General features: G+C 62.9%; 19 protein-coding genes and 2 pseudogenes. 4 read left to right on the forward strand and 17 right to left on the reverse strand.

Translation table 11 applies throughout. From position 1 onward, the window contains the following. Position 1 precedes the first annotated feature (1 nt). From NH14_RS00405 to NH14_RS00415, 3 genes are all read right to left on the reverse strand, one after another. Entirely contained in the window at positions 2-1603 is a 1602-nt protein-coding gene (locus NH14_RS00405) for a peptide chain release factor 3 (RefSeq protein WP_035530147.1), read from the reverse strand. A 354-nt stretch (positions 1604-1957) separates the two neighbouring features. Further along, positions 1958-2254 (reverse strand): H-NS histone family protein, encoded by a 297-nt coding sequence (locus tag NH14_RS00410; protein ID WP_035530145.1) that lies wholly within the window; start codon positions 2252-2254, stop codon positions 1958-1960. 144 nt (positions 2255-2398) lie between these two features. After that, the gene (locus NH14_RS00415) at positions 2399-2626 is read right to left on the reverse strand and encodes a hypothetical protein (RefSeq protein WP_035530143.1); all 228 of its coding nucleotides are present in this window, start codon (positions 2624-2626) and stop codon (positions 2399-2401) included. 429 nt (positions 2627-3055) lie between these two features. Between NH14_RS00415 and NH14_RS33975 the strand changes: the two genes are divergently transcribed. Further along, positions 3056-4288, forward strand: a complete 1233-nt coding sequence (locus NH14_RS33975) for a helix-turn-helix transcriptional regulator (protein WP_035530141.1) — start codon at positions 3056-3058, stop codon at positions 4286-4288. Positions 4289-4323: 35 nt separating this feature from the next. On the opposite strand, the gene NH14_RS00425 is transcribed toward NH14_RS33975, so the two are convergent. Both NH14_RS00425 and NH14_RS00430 read right to left on the reverse strand, forming a co-directional pair. Then, positions 4324-4602 (reverse strand): hypothetical protein, encoded by a 279-nt coding sequence (locus NH14_RS00425; RefSeq protein ID WP_035530139.1) that lies wholly within the window; start codon positions 4600-4602, stop codon positions 4324-4326. Between the two features lie 88 nt (positions 4603-4690). Further along, positions 4691-5311 (reverse strand): BON domain-containing protein, encoded by a 621-nt coding sequence (locus NH14_RS00430; protein WP_237179489.1) that lies wholly within the window; start codon positions 5309-5311, stop codon positions 4691-4693. Between the two features lie 190 nt (positions 5312-5501). Here NH14_RS00430 and NH14_RS00435 point away from each other — a divergent pair, with 190 nt between their 5' ends. Then, the gene (locus tag NH14_RS00435) at positions 5502-6902 is read left to right on the forward strand and encodes a GntP family permease (RefSeq protein ID WP_035530137.1); all 1401 of its coding nucleotides are present in this window, start codon (positions 5502-5504) and stop codon (positions 6900-6902) included. 13 nt (positions 6903-6915) lie between these two features. On the opposite strand, the gene NH14_RS00440 is transcribed toward NH14_RS00435, so the two are convergent. Together NH14_RS00440 and NH14_RS00445 are read right to left on the reverse strand one after the other, a co-directional pair. Continuing rightward, entirely contained in the window at positions 6916-7677 is a 762-nt protein-coding gene (locus NH14_RS00440; RefSeq protein ID WP_035530135.1) for a YoaK family protein, read from the reverse strand. A 29-nt stretch (positions 7678-7706) separates the two neighbouring features. After that, complete coding sequence (locus tag NH14_RS00445) at positions 7707-8543, reverse strand: fused MFS/spermidine synthase (protein ID WP_035530294.1); 837 nt, start codon at positions 8541-8543, stop codon at positions 7707-7709. Between the two features lie 288 nt (positions 8544-8831). Here NH14_RS00445 and NH14_RS00450 point away from each other — a divergent pair, with 288 nt between their 5' ends. Continuing rightward, positions 8832-9050, forward strand: a complete 219-nt coding sequence (locus tag NH14_RS00450; protein ID WP_407947110.1) for a hypothetical protein — start codon at positions 8832-8834, stop codon at positions 9048-9050. Between the two features lie 65 nt (positions 9051-9115). Here the strand turns inward: NH14_RS00450 and NH14_RS00455 are convergent, their stop codons facing one another. The 7 genes and pseudogenes from NH14_RS00455 to NH14_RS00485 form a co-directional block, all read right to left on the reverse strand. Beyond that, positions 9116-9325, reverse strand: a complete 210-nt coding sequence (locus NH14_RS00455; RefSeq protein WP_152617209.1) for a hypothetical protein — start codon at positions 9323-9325, stop codon at positions 9116-9118. 223 nt (positions 9326-9548) lie between these two features. Further along, complete coding sequence (locus NH14_RS00460; RefSeq protein ID WP_035530133.1) at positions 9549-10595, reverse strand: ABC transporter substrate-binding protein; 1047 nt, start codon at positions 10593-10595, stop codon at positions 9549-9551. 223 nt (positions 10596-10818) lie between these two features. Then, a pseudogene (locus NH14_RS00465) lies at positions 10819-11589 on the reverse strand (aminotransferase class III-fold pyridoxal phosphate-dependent enzyme); the annotation flags it as partial. After that, positions 11582-12664, reverse strand: coding sequence for a phosphotransferase (locus NH14_RS00470; RefSeq protein ID WP_035530290.1), 1083 nt, complete (start codon positions 12662-12664; stop codon positions 11582-11584). The pseudogene NH14_RS00465 and the gene NH14_RS00470, both read right to left, overlap by 8 nt. A 154-nt stretch (positions 12665-12818) precedes the next feature. Further along, positions 12819-13502 carry an amino acid ABC transporter permease gene (locus tag NH14_RS00475; RefSeq protein ID WP_052148281.1) on the reverse strand — a complete coding sequence of 228 codons (684 nt, stop codon included), beginning with the start codon at positions 13500-13502 and terminating at the stop codon, positions 12819-12821. Then, a complete protein-coding gene (locus tag NH14_RS00480) occupies positions 13499-14230 on the reverse strand; it encodes an amino acid ABC transporter permease (RefSeq protein ID WP_035530131.1) in 732 nt (243 codons plus the stop codon). Before NH14_RS00480 ends, NH14_RS00475 begins: the two co-directional genes overlap by 4 nt. 3 nt (positions 14231-14233) lie before the next feature. Continuing rightward, entirely contained in the window at positions 14234-15067 is an 834-nt protein-coding gene (locus tag NH14_RS00485) for an ABC transporter substrate-binding protein (protein ID WP_035530128.1), read from the reverse strand. A 195-nt stretch (positions 15068-15262) separates the two neighbouring features. On the opposite strand from NH14_RS00485, the gene NH14_RS00490 reads away from it, so the two are divergent. Further along, entirely contained in the window at positions 15263-16504 is a 1242-nt protein-coding gene (locus tag NH14_RS00490; RefSeq protein ID WP_035530126.1) for a cystathionine gamma-synthase family protein, read from the forward strand. Between the two features lie 49 nt (positions 16505-16553). Here NH14_RS00490 and NH14_RS00495 read toward each other — a convergent pair. The 3 genes and pseudogenes from NH14_RS00495 to NH14_RS00505 form a co-directional block, all read right to left on the reverse strand. Next, positions 16554-16706, reverse strand: a pseudogene (locus NH14_RS00495) (ExbD/TolR family protein); the annotation flags it as partial. Positions 16707-17044: 338 nt separating this feature from the next. Next, on the reverse strand, positions 17045-17950 hold the full coding sequence (locus tag NH14_RS00500) for an NAD-binding protein (protein ID WP_244143466.1): 906 nt from the start codon (positions 17948-17950) through the stop codon (positions 17045-17047). A 610-nt stretch (positions 17951-18560) separates the two neighbouring features. Beyond that, a complete protein-coding gene (locus NH14_RS00505) occupies positions 18561-20123 on the reverse strand; it encodes an amino acid permease (protein ID WP_035530123.1) in 1563 nt (520 codons plus the stop codon). Positions 20124-20126: the final 3 nt, after the last annotated feature.

The raw sequence follows: 20126 nt of genomic DNA on the forward strand, positions 1-20126 counted from the left end.
CTTACAGGTTCTTGCGGAACGGCGCGCCCGAATGCTCGCGCAACTCGTTGAACACGATCTTCGGCCACGCCTTTTGCGCGACTTCGATTTCGGAGACGTGCGAAGCCAGATAGGTGGGCGCGTTCGATGCGTCATAGGCCATGCGCGCCTCGTACGAATCGGTGAAGCGGCGCAGCTCGTTGGCGTCGTCGCAGGTGACCCAGCGCGAGAGGCGGTAGCGCGCGGGCATGATGCGCACGTCCACCTTGTATTCCGCCGAAAGGCGATGCGAGACCACTTCGAACTGCAGCTGGCCCACGGCGCCCAGGATCGTTGCGCCGCCGTGCAGCGGACGGAACACCTGGATCGCGCCCTCTTCGCCGAGCTGCTTGAGCGCTTCGCCCAGTTGCTTCGCGCGCATCGGGTCGACCACTTCGATGGTCTGGAAAATTTCCGGCGCGAAGAACGGCAGGCCCGTGAACTGCAGGTCTTCGCCTTCGGTGAGCGTGTCGCCGAGGCTCAGCGTGCCGTGATTAGGAATGCCGATGATGTCGCCAGGGTAGGCCTCGGCCACGGTCTCGCGGCGCTGCGAGAGAAAGCTCACCACGTTGTTCGCGCGGAAGGTCTTGTTGTTGCGCGTGACCTTGAGCTGCATGCCGCGCTCGAAACGCCCCGAGCACACGCGGATGAACGCCACGCGGTCGCGGTGCGCGAGGTCCATGTTGGCCTGCACCTTGAACACCACGCCCGTGAACTTGGGTTCCTCGGGCGACACCGGGCGCTGCACCGCCATGCGCGGCGAGGGCGGCGGCGCGAGATCGACGAGCGCGTCGAGAATCTCCTTCACGCCGAAGTTGTTGATCGCCGAGCCGAACAGCACTGGCGACTGCTCGCCCGCGAGGAAGGCGTCGCGATCGAAGGTGGGCGTCGCGCCCGTGATCAGCTCGACTTCTTCCTTGGTGCGCTTCCAGTGGTAACCGAAGCGCGCCTCGCCTTCTTCGTCGCCGATGTTCTGCAGCGTCTCCACTGCGCCGCCCAGCGATTGCTCGCCCGCGCGGAACACCCGCACCTGGTCGCGCTGGATGTCGTACACGCCCTGAAATTCCTTGCCCATGCCGATGGGCCAGGTGAACGGCACTGCGGACACGCCGAGGTGCTGCTCGATTTCGTCGAGCAGGTCGAGCGGCTCGCGCACTTCGCGGTCGAGCTTGTTGATGAACGTGAGAATCGGCGTCTTGCGGCTGCGGCAGACTTCGAGCAGCTTGAGCGTTTGCGCTTCCACGCCGTTCGCGCCGTCGATCACCATCACGGCCGCGTCCACCGCCGTGAGCACGCGGTAGGTGTCTTCCGAGAAGTCCTCGTGGCCCGGCGTGTCGAGCAGATTGATGACCGCGTCGCCGTACTCGAACTGCATGACCGAGCTCGCGACCGAAATGCCGCGCTGCTTTTCGATCTCCATCCAGTCGGACGTCGCGAAACGGCCGCTCTTCTTGCCCTTCACGGTACCGGCGATCTGGATCGCGCCCGAGAACAGCAGAAGCTTTTCGGTGAGCGTGGTCTTGCCCGCGTCCGGGTGAGAAATGACCGCGAACGTGCGGCGGCGTCTGAGTTCGGCTACTGACATGGATGGAGGGGTATCGCTGATGAAATCGGGCAACCAGCCGCGCGGCGGGAGTTGCGTGTGTGGCCAACCGGTGTGCGCGGCGGAAGGCGCCGGGGACGAATGATACACGGCATTACCGCGCACGACTAAAGTTAACGGCGGCAAGCGGCGAGATCGCCACGCACGCGAACCGGACACGCCCGCTGGAGCACGGCCAGCGGCGCGCCTGAGGTGAGATTTTACGGGAGTGGCCGGGAGCGCCTTGAGGGATGGCGCCGCGCGAGCGCACAGCAGACTGGCGGTGCGCCGCGCAAAGGTGAGGCTTTACGGGGGCGGCCCTGGACGCTGCTCGAACCCCATTGCTTGAACCCCGTTTTACTCGCTGATCAGAAAACGGTCGCGGTTCTTTACGCCAGCCAGCCAGCCGGGCGCGCGGCCACGGCCGCTCCAGGTCTCGCCGGTCTTCGGGTTCTTGTAGCGCGCGGGCAGCGGCTTCTTGCGCGCGCTCGCAGGACGCTGGCTCGAGAAACCGAGTTCTTCCGCTGTGATGTCGTATTCCGCGATCTTTGCCTTGATATCGGCAATCGCCTGCTCAACTTCCTTTTCGCGCGCGGCCGCGACTTCCTTGTGCAGCTTTTCGAGTTGGGCAGTCAGTTGCTTGTAGCTCGCCATGAACAATGATCTCCAGTTCAGTCACACAAGCGTATTGTGACCGTTCCGGCGTCAAAGAGTGCCGAATTACCGGCTTTTTTCGTCGGCATGAGCCAATTTATTGCGATTCTTTACACCCGCGCCACATAATGGCGACAAATCGGCCTAGCGAACCGTTTCGTGCGACGAACTCTCTTTTACGCGCATCTCCAACTCGAACAATGCCTGCGCCAGGCGCTTCACGCGCAGCGCCTGCGACGGCACCAGATTCTCGTTCGACACCGATTCGATGCGGTTGCGCCAGTAGGAAAGCGGAATACGATCGTTGCCTGAAAGCCGCGTGATGACCTGTTCGAGATGCTCGATGTCGTTTTCAAGTTGATGATGATTCATGATCCCCCCGGAATACCTCATCTTCTGAAAGACGCCGCTGCCATGGCGTCCGCGTACGCAATATCCAATAACGAAACGCGCCTGGTCCGCTGCATTACATCAATGCCGCCGTTCTAATCGCAAGCCGTCACGTTCATTTTTCTGCCTCAATTATTCTTTTTAGCGCCGCATTTCAGACGCTGCCTTTTCACGGCGCAGCGATTTCAACGCGTCTTACCATCGGAGAATAAGATCGGCAGGGCGCCCCATCGGTTGGCTACCGCACGGAAGACAACGGACGCCTCATCCACATTAAAGGCTGTAAGCCATCGAAAGATTCGAAGATTAACGGCGGCAATCGCGCCTGTATATTCCTCATTTGTGCAGGGAGTATGCGCACCGCATTTTTCGCGGCAGCGAGCCGTCCAGGATTTCGATAACGAGAACGGTGTGAATTCGAGCGATTTTCAGCACGACCGTCTGCTGCATGCGATTTACGCAACAATCGAGCACCCTTCTGAATGGAAGGATTTTTGCGCGCAATTCAGAAAATCGATTGGCGTGGCCTCGGTTCACCTTTGCGTATTCGATCGTCAGCACGAACTCTTTTCATGCGCCGAAGGTTTTAGCGTGCGGGAAACGGAGCCGCTCGAACTCATCCGCCCGCTTTATCGCGACGATGCCCGCCTCGAATGGCTGCGCGCGTTCCCGCCTGGAAAGTGGCTGCACTGCGGGTCCCACCGCGGTTCGGCTCCCAACACTGGCGATGGCCTCCCGGTTTTCGAGCCTGACCTGTTCGCGGCCGGCGGGGGCTTCGTTTCCCTTTGCAAGCTGATCGACAGCGGCGCGCTCACGGCCATGATCGCCTGCCGGGGCAGCGCGCAGGACGTCGCGCTGCCGGCAGCCGAGCGCGCGCTGCTCGAGCGGCTGGCGCCGCATCTGGTGCGCGCGCTGCACCTGAGCGTGCGCCGGCTGCTGCCCGACGCCGACGCGCTCACCAGTAACGCACGCCCGCCCGCAATGCTCGTGAGCGTGAGCGGCGAAGTCCTGCACAGCAACGAAGCCGCGCAACGGCTGCTGCGCGCCACCTCGCTCGTGCGCGTGCGCGGCAAGCGGCTGGCGTTCGCTGCGCCTTATCAGGCGCGCTTTCTGGAGGACGTCGCGATCAGCGAGGCGCGGCTGAAAAGCCGCGCGAGCGGCGCGCGGGCCGCGGCGGCGCGCTTTCGCGCGTTGCGCATCGTGGACGCGGCCGGTGCGGCGGACGGCGAGCGCAGCCGCGCCGCACCGCTGCGGGGCGGCCCGGACGTGCTCTATGCGTTCTACAACGTGGTGACGGCCGGCGAGATGACTGGAATGCGCGCGATGGCGGCGCTCATGTTCTACCATCCGCGCTCGGCGCCGGAGGTGGACGAACAGGTGCTGGCCTCGGCCTTCGAGCTCTCGCCCGCCGAGTGCCGGATCGTGCATCTGCTGGTGGACGGGCTCACGCCGAAGGAAATCGCCGCGCAGGTGAACGTTCAGTACGACACGGTGCGCAAGCAACTACAGTCGATCTTCCTGAAGACCGCCACGCGGCGCCAGCCCGACCTGCTGCGCCTGCTGATGAACCTGCCCGCGCGCTGCCGCGGCGGCGACGCGGACGGCCGCTCGAGGGCGGCACTTGGGGCGACTGAAGATCCTTGAAACCGCCCGGAGGCGGCGCGCAACGCGAGTGCCCGTTACTTCGCCATGCAAGCGAATACGAGGGTGTACATGTCGCCGCTTCTGGACGTATCGACGGTGTCGTAGCTGGCGCCCCCGCAGCGCTGGCGAGCCTGCTGGTTGCACGAATCGTGGTCGCCCGCGGCGGCGCACTGCACCGGAATCGTCGGACGGCCATCCGAGAGGAACAGCGGCGGACCGCTGCTGCACGCCGACAGCGCAGCGAGCAATGCGCAGACACCCGCCGTGGACGACAGCCTGCAAACGCGGGACAACAACGAACCGGAACGAATCATGGGATACCCCGAAGGCCTTCTAGTTTTTCGACGTTGCGATTGTGCCATGCCGGACGGCGCGTGAGCGGCGCGCGGACTGGTCGAAGTGTCACCGCGCCGGTGGCAAGGTCTTGTAGGGAGGCCGCGCGTGCGGATCGGCGCGCAGGCGCACGAACACCTGCTCGACGTCGGGAATCGCCGCGAGGCCGCGCTCCAGCGCCGCCCGGTCGAAGGCCGCCGGAGCGCAGCCTTCGGCGTAGACGAAACGCCGCTGCACCGTGATCCACACGCTCGTGCCATCGAGCGACGCGGCGCCCTTGAACTTCTCGCGAATCGCCGCGGCGATATCCGCATCGTAGAGATAGGAATTCGGCTTCGTGCACTTGTGCGCGAGCCAGCAGGTGGTGCCGCGCTCCACGCGGTAGTGGGCGTCGTCGTCGGCTTCGGCCTTCGTCATGCGCGGGCCGAGCGGCTGCGGGCACGCGCCAGGCGCACTCGAAAGCGCGAAGAACGGATCGTTGTACCAGTTCCGGATTTCGCCGGGATCGATGGTCAGCGCGCTCGCTCCGCTTGCGGTGACCGCGCTGTGTGCCGCTCCGGATGCCTCGCCGGATGCCGCAATTGCCGGCGCAACGATCTGCGCGATAACCACGGCGAACGCGGCCGGCCATGCGTTGCGTTGCGCGCGATCGCGTGGCCGCCCTTTCCGCCTTGCCTCGATTTCCCGCATCTTCATCTCCTTCCGGGTCTCGCGTGCGATGAACCCCTGCTCGCGTCAAACCAGGACCGCGCAGTCTGCCAGGCCGTACCGGGGTGTTTCGGTACAATCGCTGCGACGCACCATGCACCCGCCCATGCAATAAAAACGCAGTAAAACATGGGCTGCGATCGACCGCGAAGCATGGATCACAGGAGACGTCATGTCGTTTGTTATCGTTCTAGCCGCCCTCGCCTTTCTCATGCTCGCCGCCTACCGCGGCTACAGCGTGATCCTCTTCGCACCGGTGGCGGCCCTCGGCGCGGTCCTGTTCACCGATTCCTCCGCCGTCGCCCCCGTGTTCTCAGGCATCTTCATGGAGAAGATGGTGGGCTTCGTGAAGCTTTACTTCCCCGTGTTCCTGCTGGGCGCGGTGTTCGGCAAGGTGATCGAGCTATCAGGCTACTCCGAGGCAATCGTACACGCAGCGATTCGCTATATCGGCCGCTCGCGCGCGAACGCCGTGATCGTGGCCGTGTGCGCGCTGCTCACCTACGGCGGCGTATCGCTGTTCGTGGTGGTGTTCGCGGTGTACCCGTTCGCCGCCGAGCTCTATCGCCAGAGCGACATTCCCAAGCGCCTCATGCCAGGCGCCATCGCGCTGGGCGCGTTCTCGTTCACGATGGACTCGCTGCCCGGCACGCCGCAGATCCAGAACATCATCCCCACCACGTTCTTCAAGACCACGGCGTGGGCCGCGCCCTGGCTCGGCATCATCGGCTCGCTGTTCATCATCGTGGTGGGTCTCGCGTACCTGGAATGGCGCCGCCGCAGCGCGATGGCGAAGGGCGAAGGCTACGGCACCTCGCTCGTGAACGAGCCCGACCGCGTGCAGACCGATCATCTGCCCAACCCGCTGCTCGCGATCACGCCGCTCGTGCTCGTGGGCGTGTCGAACTTCTTTCTGACGCGCTGGATTCCGGGCTGGTACGGCGACACCTACACGATCACGTCCGACATGCTGCCCGGCATTCACGCCCCCGTAACCACGACGGTCAAGCAACTGGTGGGCATCTGGTCGGTCGAGGGCGCGCTGCTGCTCGGCATCGCGTTCGTTGTCATCACAGCGTTCCCGCGCGTGAAGGAGCGTTTCGCCAACGGGACGAAGGCCGCGGTCGCGGGCGCGCTGCTCGCTTCGCTCAATACGGCTTCGGAGTATGGCTTCGGCGGCGTGATCGCGGCGCTGCCCGGCTTCATCGTGGTGAGCGACGCGCTCAAGAGCATTCCTAATCCGCTCGTGAACGCTGCCGTCTCGGTGAGCTCGCTGGCCGGCATTACCGGCTCGGCTTCGGGCGGCATGAGCATCGCGCTCGCAGCCATGTCCGATCTCTTCATCAAGGGCGCGCAGGCCGCGAATATTCCACTCGACGTGCTGCATCGCGTGGTGGCGATGGCCAGCGGCGGCATGGACACACTGCCGCACAATGGCGCGGTGATCACGCTGCTCGCAGTGACAGGGCTCACGCACCGCGAATCGTATCGCGACATTTTCGCGGTCACGGTCATCAAGACGATGGCTGTGTTTTTCGTGATCGCGGTTTATTACGCAACGGGGCTTGTTTGATAGCGATGCCGGGCTATTGATCGAGCCGATAAAACCAGGCCAGCGCGTCGTCGACAAGCGGCACAACCGTGAGTGCGACAAGCGCGCCGGCGAGCGGCACGGTCGATACGTAGCCCACATGCTTGAAGCCGATGGCGCCGGTCAGGCCGCCCACGAAGAACGACGCGAGCATCGCGCCGTGAATGCGCAGCTTCATGCGATTGGCGATGACCGCATGGGCATCCGCGGCGGCCGTCGACCGGTTCCAGTAAAACAGCTTGCCCAGTTCGATACCGAGGTCGGTAACGATGCCCGTCATGTGCGTCGTGCGAATCTCCGCGCCCGACAGCTTGGTGATCATCGCGTTCTGCAAGCCCATGATGAAGCACAGCAGAATGACCGTTACGGGAACAAAAAACGCTTCCCATAGCGCGAGATGACTGCCGAGCAGGCCGAACAGGAGCAGCAGCGCGGCTTCGACCAGTAGCGGAAGGACGTACTGGCTTTGCAGACCGCGCCGCCGCCCCCAGTTGACGAGCACCGCCGAACACGCCGCCCCAAGAAGAAACGAAGCCAGTGCACCAATACCGGCGAGCACGAGCCGGATGTCGCCAAGCGCCGCCTGGTCCGCGATCGCCGACACGATGCCGCTCATGTGCGAGGTGTACTGCTTGACCGCAAGGTACCCGCCGGCATTGGTTGCGCCAGCAACGAACGCGAGCGAAAACCCGAGTTGGCGGTTCGCGGCCGCACTGCGGTGTTTTCCCGTCAGGCTTCGAAAGTACTGCGCAGGCATCGAATCTTCACTCAATCATTGCGAGCGGCTCAAACGTCGAGTTCCCAGTGCGCGTGGCCATGTGTCTGCCAGATCAATCGCCCGGAATCCAGGTCCTCTCCGCGTTTCAGGCGCCGGGCAATGGAGGACAGCTTCAGGTCATCCGCCCACGCGTATGAAATGGCGCGATCCAGCAGGACGCGCACGGACGGTAAGCGATAGCGGCTTTTCCATGCAAAAACGACAAAATTGCTGTCGTCCGCGCATCGAACCACCGCATACGAGGTACCGAACACGGCCTTCATCAGATCGACGTAAATGGCCAGCGCCGGTTCATCGTCGGTAAAGTTGATGACAAGAACACCGCTATCCGCCAGACGTTCGCGACACGCGGAGAAGAACGCGATATCCGCGCACTGGCTCGAAATTCCCCCAGCCATGTATGCGTCCACCAGAATGACGTCCTTCGCAACGCCCCCGTTCCTGACGTAGTCCGCGCCATCGGCGCACACCACCCTGAAGCGCGCATCGTCTGCCGGAATCCTGAAGACGTCGCGCAGCGATATGACTTCGGGATTGATCTCGACCACGGTGATATCGGCGGCAGACAAGTGCCGATAGCAGTACTTCGCCAACGATCCCCCACCCAGCCCGATCATGCAGATGCGCTGGGAGTCGGGCTTCAGCAGCAGGAAGCCCATCATGGTGCGCGTGTAGCCGAGCGTGAGCCGGTCCGGCGCCCGCAGCGACATGCAGCTCTGGGTGGCCAGGTGATCGAAGTGCAACGAAATCGCGTGCTGCGTTTCCAGCACAAACGGCCGCCTGTCGCTCAACGGCGTTGAAAGGAATTCGAGGCATGCATCACTCGATGTCTGGTCGCCGTCCATTCTCGATATACCCTGGTAGTCAAATACGCGCATGAAACTGCCGGCATCCGCCCGGGTGCCTGATGGTGCCTGATGGTGCCTGATGGCGTCCGTAACATTATAATGCAATGCACATTTCATTATCCATAGATTATAATCGCATGGCTGCCGCCTTTCATCGGCCCCACGAGCGGAAGGATCCGGCACGATCCGCGACTCGACGTGGCGCGGCGGCGCTTCGAAGGCGACATCGCCCCGGCGCCGCCACGGCACTCTCCGACCTTGGGAAAAACAATGAGCGACTGCGATATGACCGATCCCCAGCCCGCTTCCGCGTCCGTATCGGCGTCCGCGGCATGGGCACTGGAACGCCTCTCTGAAGTTCGCTATGGGAGAGACGCGCCAGCGCTCGGCTGGTCGGTCTCGCGGGAATTGATCAGCGCCGGCTTCATTACCTTCCCGTCGGGCGGGCGTTCAGGTGTTTCGATTACGGCAGCCGGCCGGGCTTACCTGAAAAGCCAGAAATAATTCCCGATGCCGCTTTCAGGGCGTGGCGGGGGATAGCGGAAAGGTCTGGGCTTGAAGGGCCTGAATCAACGCGTGAGCGCCTCTTCCCGCTCGATCACGCGCAGCGCTTCCTCGAGCCGCTTCACGCGGCGCACGTGATCCTCAATGATGGCGGACGCGCTCACTTGCTGAATTCGCGCGAGCCACCATTCAAGCGGCAATACCCGCGTTACCTGCTGCAAGCGGAAAACCGTCTCCAGGTGCCGTAATTCGGCTTCAACGAAAGTGTGATTCATGATCTCCCCATGTGCGGCGGCGCCGTCACCACGTCGGGTGCCGTACCGTGCGCGCGAGCCGTGAGGCCATCGATACGAAGAAGATCATTGGCGGAAAGTTGGCAAACGGTTCGCCCCGGAACCGCGCCGCCATCGCGCGCCGCCATGTTGCTACGCCGCCGCTGCGCGGTAACCGTCCATGCGTGGACGGAAACTGCGCCGCAGCGGTAATGCCAGGTTAAGCTTACTTCGAAGCCCACGCAGCGAAGCGCTGCTCGAGCTCGTCGCCGTGATCGGTCCAGAACGCGATGTCCTGAAGCACGGCGTTCTTGCCGTTCTTGGGCGAGTTAGGCAGATTCGCGAGGATCTTCGGCTCCAGTTCCCTCGTCGCGGCGCGATTCACCGGGCCGTAGGCGATATGGTGGGCGTACACGGTCTGGGGTTTCGCCGTGAGCGAGTAAGCAATGAACTGCTCCGCCAGCGCCTTGTCCTTCACGCCTTTCGGAATCGCCCAGTAATCGAGGTCGTAAATGCTGCCGTTCCACACGACCTTGAGATTCTTGCCCTCGCGCTGCGCGGCATCGATGCGCCCGCTAAACGCCGTCGACATCACGACATCGCCCGCCACGAGGAATTGCGGCGGCTGCGCGCCCGCTTCCCACCACTGGATATTGGGCTTCAGTTGGTCGAGCTTCTTGAACGCGCGATCCTGGCCCGCCTTCGTGGCCAGCACCTTGTAGACGTCCTTGGGCGCCACGCCGTCGGCCATCAGCGCGAATTCGAGGTTGTAGCGCGCGCCTTTGCGCATGGCGCGCTTGCCCGGGAATTTCTTCACGTCCCAGAAGTCCACCCAGCCCGCGGGCGCGGTCTTGAGTTTGTCCGCGTTGTAGGCGAGCGCGGTGGACCACACGAAGATGCCGGCGCCGCACGGCTGATACGCCTCGGGAATCAAATCGCCTTTCTTCGCGATCTTCGACCAGTCGAGCTTTTCATACAGGCCGTCGTCGCAGCCGCGGCCGACGTCGCCCGATTCAACATCGACGACGTCCCAGTCCACATGCTTCGCGTCGACCATCGCCTTGATCTTGGCCTGCTCGCCGTTGTACTCGACCGCCGTCACCTTGGTGCCGGTGTCTTTTTCAAAGGGCTGGTTGAAGGCGGCCTTCTGCGCATCCCCGTTTGCGCCGCCAAAGTTCACCACAGTCAGTTCGCCTGCCGACGCGGATGCGCCGCAAACGGCCTGGATCAGCGCCAGCGCGCTCCGGCGCGGCGTGAAGCATGCTCGATTCATGACAGGTCCTTTATGTGTAGTTGTCGGGTCGTTCTTCTGGTCATTCTTTTCGTGTGGTGGTGAACACAACGATCTCAAACATCGCAACCTGCTTCGACCGCCACTTTGCTTTGACTATAGCAATGGATGGCTATAGGCTGTATAGCCATCCGCCGCTGATCGATGAGACCACTTCATGCCCGCCGTCCTCCTCACCGACATGCTCACCCAGAAGCTGAACCGCGGCGACGGGGAGCGCGCCTGCGCGGCGCGCGATCTCGACGGCTTCGCGCAGGAAGCCCGGCGGATCGGTGAACACGCCATCGCTGGAGAACACCGTATCGACGATCAGCGCAGCGGGTTTGTCGCCGTGCCGAAGCATGTCGTCGATCGCGCGCTGCACGTCGCGCGCGAACGCCGCGCCGATGTCGGCCTCACCGTCGCACCCGCGGCGATAGCCGTCGGGTGGCAACACCGTGCGCACGTGAGACCCGAGCGGCACGGCGCTGCCCAGCGACGGCGACATCTCCGCGACCGTGGCCGTCACGCCGTGATAGGCCAGCTCGGTCACGATGATGCCGGTGCCGCCCGTATATCGCCTTGCGACGCGCAGCGCGAGGTCATTGGCTTCGCTGCCCGTGCACGCGAACATCACCTGCGAGAGTTCGCGCGGAAACGTCGCGAGCAGCCGCTCCGCATAGTTCAGGATTCCTTCGTTGAGATAGCGCGTATGCGTATTGAGCACGCCTGCCTGATGCGCGATCGCTGCAACGACCTCGGGACGGCAATGACCAACCGACGCAACGTTGTTATAGGCGTCCAGATAGGCGCGCCCCGCTTCGTCGTAGAGCCACACGCCCTCGCCGCGCACGATATGCAGCGGCTCCTCATAGAAGAGGCGGTACGCGGGACCGAGCAGGCGCGTGCGCTTTTCGACGAGCGCGCGTCCGTGATCGCTCAACGCGTGCGACGTATCGGGATTGAAGGCGTTGAGCATGGCCTGGTCTTTACTCATGAATGCTCCCGTTCGACCGCTTGAGCGCGTTGAAAACAATCTCCTGGGCCTGGCCTTCGGCCAGCGCGTCGAAACGTTCGAGCCCCTGCCACGAGAGCGCGTTATTGCGCAGGATATAAACGCTGTTCTCGGGATGCTGCTTCGCGCGCCAGCCCGTGATCAGCACGGTCACGAGCAGCCGCGCGACGATCAGTTCCGGCAGCACCAGCTGCTCCGCATCGGTCAGCGAATTGATGGCGTGATAGGCGGCGATGAAATCGAGCGCCGGCGTCAGCGGATTCGGCGCATCGGCAAGCTGATAGGCCGCGGCCACCGCCACATCGTTGACGAGCGGAGCTTCGACCATATCGCCGAAATCGAGAATGCCGGTCACGTCATCGGGATTCGCTGCATCGACGAGCACGTTGTGCGCATTGAGATCGTTGTGTATCACCTGGCGGCGCAGGCCCGCGACGCGCGGCACCGTCCACGACTCGAAGCGCTCGAGTGCGCGCCCGGCGAACGCGCGGCGCGCCTCGCCGTCGATATGGCGCATGAGCGGGCGCAGTTGTGCAAGACGCTGCATGTCCCACAGCAGATGATGGTTCGCCTGATCGTGCGTGAAGCCCACCAGCGCCCGATCGAATTGGCCGAGCGTGCTGCCGAGCGCGCGGCGTTGCGCACGCGAGCGCTCGACCGTGTGGAGCGGCACGCCGGGCAGGAACGTGTTGAGGCGCACGGCCTGGCGTTGCTCCGCGCCTGGCGCGCGATGCCAGTGGATGTAATTCCCGGCGCGGTCAGGCAGCACATGCGGAACGGGCAGCCCGCCGGGCGCGTTCATGAGGCGCAGTTGCACCTGGGTCTGGAAATCGGTGACGTCAGGGTCTTCGGCCGGGTGCGAAATCTTGAGCACCCACGATGCGCCGTCGTCGCCATCCACGCGGAAGTTCTGGTCTCGCTCACTGTTAAGCGGGCTCACCCGGCCTTCTACGCCGAACGCCTCGGCCACTAGTGCACGGGCCTCGTCCGTGTTCAGACGCGTAGTCGATGCGCCGAACAGCGCATCATTGTCGAATTGGCAGGCGGCTTCATGCATGAGCGCACCTGCCTGCCGGTCCATGCCGCCGCTGCGTGGTTGGTATCGTGGATAACCGCGTCATTCCTGGCCCATGCTTGATTGCCGAGGGCCTCACTATAGGAATTAACGGCTTTATCTCCGATAGCCAGTTGCTAACATTTTATAAGGCCACTCAAGCCAGATCGCGCCGGCGCGCGAGCAGCGCATGAGCGCTCCACTGCAGCGCACCGCACAGCAGCAAATAAAGCAGCCCGACGCACAGAAAGATCTGCGCCGGATACACCAGCAGACGATTGTTCAGTTGATTGGCGAGGAACGTGAATTCCGGCACGCCGACGATATAAGCCAGCGACGTATCCTTGATCAACGCCACCCACTGATTGACGAACGACGGCATCATCACCCGCACCGCTTGCGGCAGGATCACTTCGCGCAGCGCCTGCCAGCGCGTCAAGCCGAGCGAAAGCGCGGCCTGCCGCTGCCCCTCGCCAATCGACGCAATGCCGGCATAAACCGACTGCGAGAGATACGCGCCCCCGATCAGCGCCAGCGCGCACACCACCGTGGCGAGGCCCGGCACGTCGATGTGCAGCAAAACAGGCATCAGGAAGAAGGTCCAGAAAATCAGCATCAGCACCGGTATCGCGCGAAAGAACCCCACCACGGCGGTCAAAGCGAGACGCACGAAGCCGCGCGTCATGGCGAGCGCAATGCCGCCCGCGAGACCGATCAGCGCCGCCAGCAGCGCCGACACCACCGAAAGCGCGATCGTCAGCGCCACGCCACCGAGCGGCCCAGCGGGAAACGTCCCGAGCAGCAAATAGCGCAGCGTGGGAAGCCACTCGAATCCGTTCACGCGCGGCCTCGCTGCCATGCGCGCGGGCCGGTTCGCTGCCGCAGCAGCAGCAGGACCTCGATGACCGCGATAGCGAGCACATAGAACAGCGTGGCCGTGCCGAATGCCTCGAAGGTCCTGAAGCTTTCCGTATCGACTTGTCGCGACATATACGACAGTTCACCCACGCCTATCGCCATCGTCAGCGACGAATTTTTAATCACGTTCATGTATTGCCCGGCGAGCGGCGGCGTGGCGATGCGCAGCGCCTGCGGCAGGATCACATGGCGCAGCGTCGCGTAACGGCTCATGCCCAGTGCCTCGGCCGCGTGCCACTGCGCAGCGCGCACGCCACGCAGACCCGCCAGAAATTCTTCGCCGATGAACGCCGTGGAGTAGCAGGTCAGCCCGACCCAGCCCGCGAACAACTCGAAGCTCGGCCAGTGCAGCGTGACCGCGCCAAGCGTTGCCGCGTGCGGCGTGTTGAGCCATTCCATCCAGCCTGAAGGCATCACGACCGCCGCGCCGAAATACCAGAACAGCAGTTGCACGAGCAGCGGCGAATTGCGGAACACGAACACGTAAAGCGCCGCCGCACGCGCAATCGCGCCGTTGCGAGCCGTACGCGCGACCGCCAGCAGAAAACCCAGCGGCGTCGCGCACGACGCCGCGCAGGCCGACAACATCAGCGTGATGAAGAAACCGTGTTCGAGCCACGCGAAATACTTCGGTTCAAGCCAGTCATGCATGAGTTAGCTGTTCTTTTGCGGATCGCCGATTTTGAAAAGGCGCGGCAGCGGCGCTTCGCTCTTCGGGCCGAACCACTTGTCGTAGATGCGCGCGGCTTCGCCATCCGCTTCCAGATTCGTCAGCGTGCCGTTCACCGCCTCGAGCAGACGCGTCTCGCCCTTCGGCACGCCCACGCCCTCGTAGTCGTTCGAAATCGTGAACGCGGAAATTTCGTAATTCGCCTTGTCCGGCGCGCGCGCCAGCAATGCGACCAGCTTCGGGCCGTCCTGGGTAATCGCCTGCACGTTGCCCGTGCGCAGCGCGGCAAACGCGAAAGGCGTGTCGTCGTAGGCCACGATGGTCGCATTCGGGAATTTCGCACGCACCTGCTGCTCGTTGGTCGTGCCTTTATCGGCGCCAATGCGCAGGCTGTTCAATTGCTCCGGCGACTTCAGCACGCTCTTCTTCGCGATGAATTGCGTGCCCGACGCAAAGTAAGGCGTACTGAAATCCACTTCCTTCTTGCGCTCGTCGGTAATCGTAAAGTTGGCGAATACGAGGTCGACCTTGCCCGACTTCAGAAACGCAATCCGGTTGGCGGGATTGGTCGGCTGGATTTCGAGCTTCACGCCAAGGCGCTTCGCCACCGCGTTCGCATAATCCACGTCGAGCCCGACAATCTGATTGTTCTTCGGATCGACGAAGCCGAAAGGCGGGTTGCTGTCGAATGCGGCCACGCGCAAGACGCCGGCGCGCTTGATATCGTCGAGACGATCCGCGTGCGCGGCGGTCGATGCCACGGCCAAAAGCGCCGTCAACAGTGCGGCAGGCACTGCGCCCCAGAAGCTGTTTTTCATTGTCGAGATTCCTTCGTTGTGTTGCCCGTGCGCCGTGACCGGATATCGGCGCTGGCGAAGCACACAGCCTAACGAAGCGGCCGTCATGAGAGAATCAATCATTTTTCAGATCGATAGCGCTGCTGGCGATTTCGCGCACCATGGGCGACCTGAAATAATCCATCGGAAGTAATCGACTAGAAAGGCGGACAAGGTATGAGCAAGCAAGGCTTCACCACGGGCATCGTTCACGGCGACAGAATCGGCGGCACCGAGCACGGCGGCGTGCGGCAGCCGATTCATACGTCCGTGCAGTACGGTTTCGAGCGCGTCGAGGACCTGATCGGCGTGTTCCAGGGCACGAAAAAGGGCGGCTTCAACTACGCGCGCCAGGGCACGCCCACGACGGCGGCGCTCGAACGCAAGATCACGAACCTCGAAGAAGGCGTCGGCACGATCTGCTTCAGCACCGGCATGGCGGCAATCACGGCCACGTTCCTCACGCTCCTGCGCGCCGGCGATCATCTGATCTCCAGCCGTTACGTGTTCGGCAACACCAACAGCCTGTTCGGCACCTTGCGCATGCTCGGCGTCGAAGTCACAACCGTCGACGCCTGCGACGCCAAAAACGTGAAGGACGCGATCCGCCCCAATACGCGCATGGTGTTCGTCGAAACCATCGCGAATCCGGGCACGCAGATTCCCGACCTCCAGGGCATCGGCGACGTATGCCGCGAACGCGGCCTCGCCTATGTCGTCGACAACACCATCACCTCGCCCGCCCTGTTCAAGCCGAAGGCGGTGGGCGCGAGCCTCGTCATCAATTCGCTGACGAAGACGATCGCGGGCCACGGCGCGGCGCTTGGCGGCGCGGTGACCGATACGGGCCTGTTCGACTGGAGCGCGTACCCGAACATCGCCGATGACTACCGGCGTGCGCCCTCGAAGGAGCAGGGGCTGTTGCAGATCCGCAAGAAGGGCCTGCGCGACATGGGCGCGGCGTTGTCGTCCGAGCAGGCGCATTCGATCGCGATGGGCGCGGAAACGCTCGCGCTGCGCGTGAAGCAGAGCAGCGACAACGCGCTCGCGCTCGCGCAGTTCCTGGAAGGGCACGAGGCCATCGGCAAGGTGTTTTATCCAGGCTTGAAGAGCCACCCTCAGTATGCGATCGCGCAGGCGCTGTTCAAGGGCGCGTCGTGGCTGCTGTCGTTCGAATTGCTGAACGCGGAGCGCATGATCGACGTGGTCAATGCGCTCCAGGTGCCGATCAAGGCAACCGGGCTCGCCGATACGCGCACGCTGATCATTCCCGTTGCGCCGACGATCTTCTTCGAAGCCGGGGCGGAAACGCGCAAGGCGATGGGTATTTCCGACGGCATGCTGCGACTTTCCGCGGGCATCGAAGATATCGACGATCTGATCGCGGACTTCTCGCAAGCGCTGAAGCTCGCTGCGTAATACCGGAGTGGGCAGCGGTTACTGCGTGGCGATTGCAGGCTATTGCACGCTATTGCACGTACTGTTCGTTGCCCGCGAGCCCGATCTTCGTCGCGCCTTCGCGCTGGGCCGCGGCAAGCACCCCGGCCACGGCGCTATACGGCGAGCGCTTGTCCGGCAGCAGATGAATCTCCGGCTGGTCGGGCTGCGCCGCCACTTGCGCCGCCACTTGCGGTCATATGATGGTCGAAGATTGCTGCCATTCGAGCGGCAGCAATACATCTGAAGCCGACAGACACTGCCTGTCTGGATCCAGACTGGAAGCGACCTCGATATGTCTCGAGGCCTTGAGCGAATGGATTTCTCTACTTCGCACCATTACTCCGATGATGGTGCGGTTGAGTGGTTACTGCGTTTCCCGGCGTCGATCAGCACTCGGACCCGTGTGGCGGGCTGCTGACGTTGGAAACAACCTACTTGGCGTCGCCATGCCGGCCGCGCAACCGGGCCGCCGCAGGAGGGGAAGGCGGTGAACGGCCGCCTCGGCGGAGGCCATCGTCTTCATGAGGTCGCCTCCTTACGGGACGCGAGTTTGCCGACGAACGCGACCGCCAGCAGGTCGTCCATGATCACCACCTCGGAGGCGCCCGCGTTCTTCAGTAACGTGCTTTTCATGCCGCTCTCGCCAGGCACGATGATCCTCAGCGACGGATTGAGCGTGTGCGCCATCAATGTGATGGCTACGTTGTCGTTCGCATCGGGCGACGTCACGATCATCGCTTTCGCGCGCTCGAGATGCGCACGCCGGAGCACGTCGTCGAATACATCTCGCGCGCCAAGCAGGACGAGGTAGCCTCGGTCCGATGCCCGATCGGCGATCCCCTGGTCGGCGGCAAGTACAAGGATGGTCTCGCCTGCCGCGCGCAAGCGCTCTGCGACCGTCTCGCCGAGCGAGCGAAAACCGACCACCACGACATGGTTGGAAAGTTGCGTGAGCTTCCGTTCCATCACTCTGTTCTCCCGATAGACCATCACGTCGTCGCCCGAAAGCAGGCCCGTGAACATCGAAATGGCCAGTGCCGCGCCCAGCATCGTGACCAGCATGGCGGCGAGCATGAAAATCTTCTGGTGCTCGTTGAAATCGGTGAAGTCGCCAAGTGTGGTCACGAGGTTCACGCCGTCCCACAGCGCATGGAACACTTTGGTTGGCGGCGGCGCTTTCGAATTGTCGAGCAGCGTCAGCCCCGTGACCACGATCAGCAGCAGTAGAAGCAGCAAAGCAAGCGCGCGGCGGGCGCGGCGCCGCCATTCGCGCACCCGCAATGCTCCGAGCCGAGGCTCATCGACACGATAGATCTGCATTGCTCCTCCGCACTGCCATTCAGGCAAACCCAGGCAACGCGTGAATCGCTGGCGTTGATCGAGGGCGGCGCGTGCAAGGTTTCGCCGGCTGGTCGACCAAGTCACAGACGCGAACGGCGGGCCGGGTCAGATGCGCCACGGACTGCGAGCACGTCATCGGCGGCCCCACGTTGGGAGTTCATTCGTCCGAAGATCGGGCGTCTTCCATGACACGCTGAGTAGCGCGTTCGCAGCCCACGCCGATATCACACCGCGGGTTGGTGCTGGGTGAGTTGATGCAGATCATGGCTTTCCGCCACGCAGGCTGAAATGTTCAGGAACAGGCACGATGGAGGATCAGGAACGTCCGTAGCATTCACCACTCTCCGGCCAGAGGCGAGGTTAAAGGGCGCACCTATGCGCCGGCTATGGCATGGGAGGTCATCCTGTCGTCGCGTAGCGACGCTCGCGCGTGTCCCATACCTCAATCATGCTGCACACCGGCCGTCGATTCTCGAGACGCCGCGCTTACTTTGCTTTAACACGAATCGCGGCGGTGCACGTCGGTGCGCTACGGCGTTTCATATTGAAAGCCCATCGGAAGCATGAAAAAACGTGGGGCCGTTATGCCTTGAAAGCCGCCGTCCGGTTCGCGGCCGGTTGAATGGCGGCAGTGGGTCGATCAGCGCCCTTCCCCAGAAATCTGCGAAAAAAACGGAGGGCTTCCCCTCCGTTTTTACGCTTCGTGGCCGGCTCTAACCACGCCTTCATTGCTCGCCTGCGCCAATGCACGCGCTTGCCCGATATAAAGCTTGATATCCATTTCCCCGTAATTGATGAAATGGCTCTTCTTCACGATCCGATAACCAAGCCACATCAGCACAAACAGCGGAATCCCGATATACGTGGCCAGCACGCTCACCCAATCGATCTTGTTGGCCGTGAACGCCTGGTAGTCCTGCCCGAGCATGACAACCAGACAGACCGCGAACGCGAAAATCGGCCCGATGGGAAACCACTTCGACCGGTACGGCAGTTGATCGAGCAAATAGCCTTGCGCGACGAACCCCTTGCGGAATCGATAATGGCTGACGGCAATGCCCAGCCAAGCAATGAACCCCGTCATGCCCGAGGTGTTCAGCAGCCACATGTAAACGGTTTTATCGCCGTACATCGACGAAAGAAAACACAGCGCCCCAACAGCCGTGGTGGCATACAGCGCATTCCTCGGCACGCCGCTCGCGGAAAGCTTCGCGAACAGCCTGGGCGCACGGCCCTCCACGGCGAGGTTATAGAGCATGCGCGTGGATGCATACATGCCCGAATTGCCGGCCGACAACACGGCGGTCAGAATGACTGCGTTCATGACGCCCGCTGCAACCGCGAGACCCGCGCGGCGAAACACGAGCGTAAACGGGCTCACGCCAATATCGGTCACGTCCGATTTCAGCAGGTTCGGGTCGGTATGCGGAATCAGCAAGCCGATCACGAAAATGGCGAGCACGTAAAACAGCAAAATGCGCCAGAATACCTGGCGCACCGCGCGCGGGATATTCTTGCCCGGGTTCTCCGATTCGCCGGCCGCCACGCCAATCAGTTCGGTGCCCTGAAACGAGAAGCCCGCGATCATGGTGACGCCCAGCAAGGCCGGCAGGCCGCCCGTGAACGGTCCGCCGTCGAGCGTGAAGTTGCCCCAGACGTGGTCGGCGCCTCCCTTCAGGATGCCGATAATCATCAGCAGTCCGATGCCGATAAAGGCGATCACGGTAATCACCTTGATCAGCGAGAACCAGTATTCGACCTCGCCGAAACCGCGCACGGAAAGCGCGTTGAGCAGGAACATCACACAGAGGAATGCGGCGCTCCACCAGACGCCCGGCACGTGGGGAAACCAGTAGCCCATCACCAGTTGCGACGCAACCAGTTCGACGGCAATGGTCACGGCCCAGTTGTACCAATAGTTCCAGCCCAGTGCGAAGCCGAAACCTTCGTCGACGAATTTCGCGCCATAGGTCGCGAACGAGCCCGAGACCGGCATGAAGGCGGCCATTTCGCCGAGGCTCGTCATCAGGAAATAGACCATCAGGCCGATCACCAGATACGCGGCCATGGCGCCGCCGGGTCCGGCCTGGGAAATGGAGGCCCCTGAAGCGACGAACAGACCAGTGCCGATCGATCCACCGATCGCGATCATGGTCAGGTGGCGGGCTTTGAGACTGCGGTGCAAGGAGGGAGTTGACGACGTTGAGTCTCCAGAGCTGGAAAGACGCTCTGAAGCGCGATGCGGATCCGAATCCATAAA

The sequence above is a fragment of the Paraburkholderia sacchari genome (assembly GCF_000785435.2).
In the GTDB taxonomy this organism is placed as follows: Bacteria; Pseudomonadota; Gammaproteobacteria; order Burkholderiales; family Burkholderiaceae; genus Paraburkholderia; species Paraburkholderia sacchari.